We start from the raw sequence: 4,213 nt of genomic DNA on the forward strand, positions 1-4,213 counted from the left end.
GGCATCCGCCGCCGCTTCATCGAAAACGTGTCCTCGTCCTTGCATCTCATGTGTCCATAATGGCACTCGGCGAGCGACTGGGCGCTCGGCAGTGCTGGATACACCAGACGTCGGCCAGCGCTATTAGCAGAGTGCGCAGCTAGGGCTCCCGTGGTTGTCCACACGTGATGTGAGGACGCAACCGAAACTCACGTCTAAAGTCGAACTCCACCAATCGCGTGAGACCAGCCGATGACCCGTCAAAGGCAAAAGAACGAAGAGCGATTTTTTGCTGAAGAGTATCTTCGTCGGAGCGGTATCAGAGAGCGAGCATCCGGATTTCGTGATCGACACACCTGTCGGGCAGCTTGGCGTCGAGGTCGTCTCGTATGGTTATCGCAGCGGCCGCGAGGTTGACGCCGCGTGGGACAAGTTGATCGATTATTCTGCGGAGTTTCGCGAGAAGCACCCCGACCTAAATCGCTTCGGCGCAAATCTGCATTTTCGGAACTACCGTATGCCGCCACCCCTGCACTACAAGCCCTTCTGCGAGGCCATCGCCGCGCTGTTGCGCAAGCAAGCCGACCTTCCGGCCCGGGGCGAGTGGCGCACGCTACGCATCGATCCGCAAGACCCACTTCTCGGGTGCCACCTGATCTCACATCGAGGTCTATGGCGTAACGTTCTATTCCGATTGGAAATGGCCGAGCTTGATGAACGGCGGCATCGGCACCAGGGACCGAGAGATGCTGGCCGCCGTCGAAAGAAAGCTCCGCGAATATCGGCAGCCGATCCTCATCAGCGAAAGTCACCTCGTCATCTACGGCCGGGGACCGCAGCGCACGCGCATCGCGTCGCCGTTTTCCGCCGAGCAGCTTGGTCGTTTCCGTTCTCTAAACACCGCACTGCGCGCGGGACCGTTCGCTGCCGCCGCGATCCTCGGCTACCGCGACTTTTATTGGAGACGCGCTCAGGGCTGGCGCGACCTGCCTGCCGATCACACGTCGAACGGCACCGCCGGCTGAACAGTGAACCGTCGTTTGGCGGCGGCTTCATGGGGGAGGAACATCCATGACACTTGCAAAATGCAAGGAGAACTTCGTCGATCTACTTGGGGATGCTGATAACCGCGTGATCGCTCTGTCCGGTAAGTGGGGCACGGGCAAGAGTTATCTCTGGAAGGAGGTGCAGGGAGCATCTGCGGACAAGAAAATGAAGGATGCCGTGTATGTCTCCCTGTTCGGATTGGCACGCATCGCCGACCTCAAATTCAAGGTCGTTCAGGAAGTGCTGCCCAAGCTTAAGGCAGGCGGTACGTTGACTGACACCCTCACGAAACGCTACGCCGGCGCTAAGAAGGTGCTCCAACGCATTTTCCCCAGTTTATCTGCACTCGACGAATTGGAATTGATCGCGGCCCCTTGGTTGCTCAAGGACCGCTGCATTGTAATCGATGATATTGAGCGTAAGCACCAGAACCTAAGCATCGACGAGATCTTGGGCTTCATTGACGACTGCGTGCAGAACCACGGCTGCCGCATTTTGTTGATCCTCAACAGCGACCAACTCGAGGACAAGAAGCTATGGGAGCCGCTCCGCGAGAAGGTGATCGACCAGGATATACCACGCAGATCAAGCCTGCTGTCGAAGCTTGCCACGTTACGAACATTCGAATTGTGCGGAAAATCATCCGGGTGGTGAACCGTCTGCTCCCGGACCGGGGAGAGCTGCCGCCAGACGTGCTCACCCGGGTTATTCCCTCGGCGACGCTTCTCAGCGCGATCTACTACAAGGGCCTTGAAGATGGTCCTAGCTTCGATTTCGTGCTCGGCACCTCGCCGCTTGAGTCCAGGATGCTGGCGCACGACAGGAAGAAGCTCGGCGAGGAGGATACGCCCGAGGACAAGGCGCGGGAACGCTGGCTGCTGCTGCTCGACAAGCTCGGGATACTTGGAACCGACGAATTTGAAGTTTTGGTCGTCGCCTACCTTAAGTCGGGATTGATTGAAGGCGCTGCCGTGGGTCGGATAATCGACCGATACCTTGCTGAAGATCGAGAGCTGGCTGCTCGCGAACGTTTCAAGAAGTTCGGGGAACGCTCCACCTGGCACCCCGAGGTCACGGAGGCAGAGCTAGTTGAGGAGCTGAGAGGGATGCTTCCAGACGTCGGCCTGCTGGATATGTACGGCGAGACTCACCTGCACAACGAAGCCATGTCCTTGGCAGGAAGTGGCGACTTGGGTCAGAAGCTTGTGGAAGAGTGGCTGGCATCATTTCGAAAGCGCTATCCTGCAGGGCAAGAGCCAGACCTGGACCCAAACGACAATTACTTTCGCCGTCCTCTACACCCGAACATCGCTGCCGAGTTGCAATCGATGCTGGCCCGGAAGCAGGCCGGTGCGACGCTCCTCGAAGTTTGTCGGACCGTAAGAGACGATCAAGGCTGGGGCAGCCGCGAGACAATGTTCATGAAGTCCGTGTTACCCGCGGACTACGAGGCAGCTATCCTTGCCACGACTGGGGCCGACTTGAAACTCCTACTCCTGCAAAGCCTGGACTTCCTCAGGAACCCTGGCGTGTACGATGTTCACTTCGGTGGCGCCCGCCAGAGCTTCCTCGAAGCATGTCGCAGAATTGCTGCGCACGAGCAGGGCTCTCGGCGTGCCAAGCTGATCTTCAATGTCTTCCGTGACGCCGGCATGGAAGCACAACTCACCCCGGCAGAGGAGACTTCTCCGGCTGCGACCGATGGGGGTGGTTGAGGGCGTGCAGCAGTAAGTCGCCGCGACTTGCTGCTGGAGGCGCGCGATCTTGGTGCTACCTCATGTCGGGACTAGGCAGTGCTACCCAGCGGGTTGCTCGACAGGTCATCGAGGTCCGCGGCCAGGCACGAAGGCCGGCGCAGGCGACGCGGCAGTCGGCGCGCGTCCTGGCGGTCGTACCGTAGCGGCAGTTCGAGCAGCGTGAGGATGTCGAGCGTGTGGTCCAGTATCCATTCGCTGCTCGCCTAAGCGTTGTCACCCACCCCGACCTACGTCTCACCTGGTCCAACCTACGGAGCGGGTGCCACCCCTGCCACAGCAGGCGAACTGCCAAGGACCAGGGGTTCGCTCAGCCCGGCAGGCCCTAGGGCTCAGGCCTACCCACCCCCTCAGGTCGAGCCCCAAGGTCGAGGCCCACAGTTGGCTCCACGTTTGAAACGCCGAGAGGGTGGCTACACAACCACCCTCTGCCCACAGCGAGGCCCTGTGTGGCCCCCGGTGCCCATCGTCGGGCCTCCGGGTGGGGGGATCGGTGTAAACGGTGACCGCCCCAAACCGCCGTAGGCCGCTTTCCAAATCCGCCCCCGAAATAGAAACTAGGGGGGTAATCGAGGGCAATATTATGCGACGGGGTCGTAAGCCGGTTCCGGCTGTGCTGGCGGCGCTGCATGGGCGTCCTGGTCATCATCGCGGCAAGGAGCAGTCGGAAGGGGTTGGCATCCTCGGCCAACCGCCTGCTTAGATGGATGACGAACAAAAGGCCCAATGGCATTACGCAATAGAGCACTCGCCCCTCGGTCTGCTCACCAAGACTGACCGAGAGATTTTGGCGGTGTGGGTCACCGCCGCAGGGGAGCACGCGCGTGCTTCCCAGGAGGTTCGCAAGCTTGGCCAAGTGGTGAAAACGCGCGATGGCAACTCGGTCCAAAACCCGTATCTGCCTATCGTGAACCGGCAGGCGACAATCATGCTGCGGGCGGGCGCCGAGATGGGCTTCTCACCGGCATCGCGCGCGGCAATCGGGGCCGCCGCGCCGATGGGGCTGGGCGCGCCGTCCCGGCTCAGGGCCTACCTGGACGAAAAACCAGATCGCCTTGATTGACCGAAGCGCCTCACCCTCGAAGGAGAAGATCGAAGATGCGCCTCACAGCGACCACCCGCACTCCTTCGAGATTGGCCCGAGCGCCTCTCTGATGCCCTCGATGTCAAACTCGTAGTTGCTGTTACGGCCCTGCATGCCGCGCGCCTCGATGGTGAGCTTGCCCTTGTCGGCCTTGGCCAGTTGCTTTAGCCAGCCGATGGGCGCGCCGCTCCAAGACCCGATGGCTTCGCTGTCGTCTGAGCCCGTCCACGTGGCCTGATGGACCGGCCGTCGCCGAGCTTGTAGCGGACGGGGATGCCGCTGCGGGAATAGTAGGCGAAGGCCATGCGGTCGTCCCACGCCAGTGCGCGGCGGTCGAGCACGCGTTGGG

5 protein-coding genes are annotated in these 4,213 nt (G+C 60.9%); 4 read left to right on the forward strand and 1 reads right to left on the reverse strand.

Translation table 11 applies throughout. The features are described 5' to 3' along the window. Window positions 1-692: 692 nt before the first annotated feature. The 4 genes from RSO01_RS46090 to RSO01_RS46110 all read left to right on the forward strand — a co-directional run bounded on the left by RSO01_RS46090 (window position 693) and on the right by RSO01_RS46110 (window position 3,843). Window positions 693-1,004 carry a hypothetical protein gene (locus tag RSO01_RS46090; RefSeq protein WP_147157358.1) on the forward strand — a complete coding sequence of 104 codons (312 nt, stop codon included), beginning with the start codon at window positions 693-695 and terminating at the stop codon, window positions 1,002-1,004. Between the two features lie 46 nt (window positions 1,005-1,050). Continuing rightward, a complete protein-coding gene (locus RSO01_RS46095) occupies window positions 1,051-1,680 on the forward strand; it encodes a hypothetical protein (RefSeq protein WP_147157359.1) in 630 nt (209 codons plus the stop codon). Next, entirely contained in the window at window positions 1,656-2,741 is a 1,086-nt protein-coding gene (locus tag RSO01_RS46100; protein WP_147157360.1) for a hypothetical protein, read from the forward strand. The genes RSO01_RS46095 and RSO01_RS46100 overlap by 25 nt, the downstream gene beginning before the upstream one ends. A 742-nt stretch (window positions 2,742-3,483) precedes the next feature. Beyond that, window positions 3,484-3,843: a P27 family phage terminase small subunit gene (locus RSO01_RS46110; RefSeq protein ID WP_147157361.1), complete on the forward strand. Its 360-nt coding sequence runs from the start codon at window positions 3,484-3,486 to the stop codon at window positions 3,841-3,843. A 42-nt stretch (window positions 3,844-3,885) separates the two neighbouring features. Here the strand turns inward: RSO01_RS46110 and RSO01_RS48760 are convergent. Further along, window positions 3,886-4,213, reverse strand: a 328-nt coding sequence (locus RSO01_RS48760; RefSeq protein WP_218037676.1) for a type VI secretion protein, incomplete at its 5' end; no start/stop codon positions are given.

Origin of the sequence: Reyranella soli, from assembly GCF_007992495.1 — a bacterium.
Taxonomy (GTDB): Bacteria; Pseudomonadota; Alphaproteobacteria; order Reyranellales; family Reyranellaceae; genus Reyranella; species Reyranella soli.

Bases quoted from the DNA above. Each gene is read 5' to 3' on its own strand.
- RSO01_RS46095 (WP_147157359.1), top strand. From the start codon at position 1,051: ATGACACTTGCAAAATGCAAGGAGAACTTCGTCGATCTACTTGGGGAT.
- RSO01_RS46090 (WP_147157358.1), top strand. From the start codon at position 693: ATGAACGGCGGCATCGGCACCAGGGACCGAGAGATGCTGGCCGCCGTC.
- RSO01_RS46110 (WP_147157361.1), top strand. From the start codon at position 3,484: ATGGATGACGAACAAAAGGCCCAATGGCATTACGCAATAGAGCACTCG.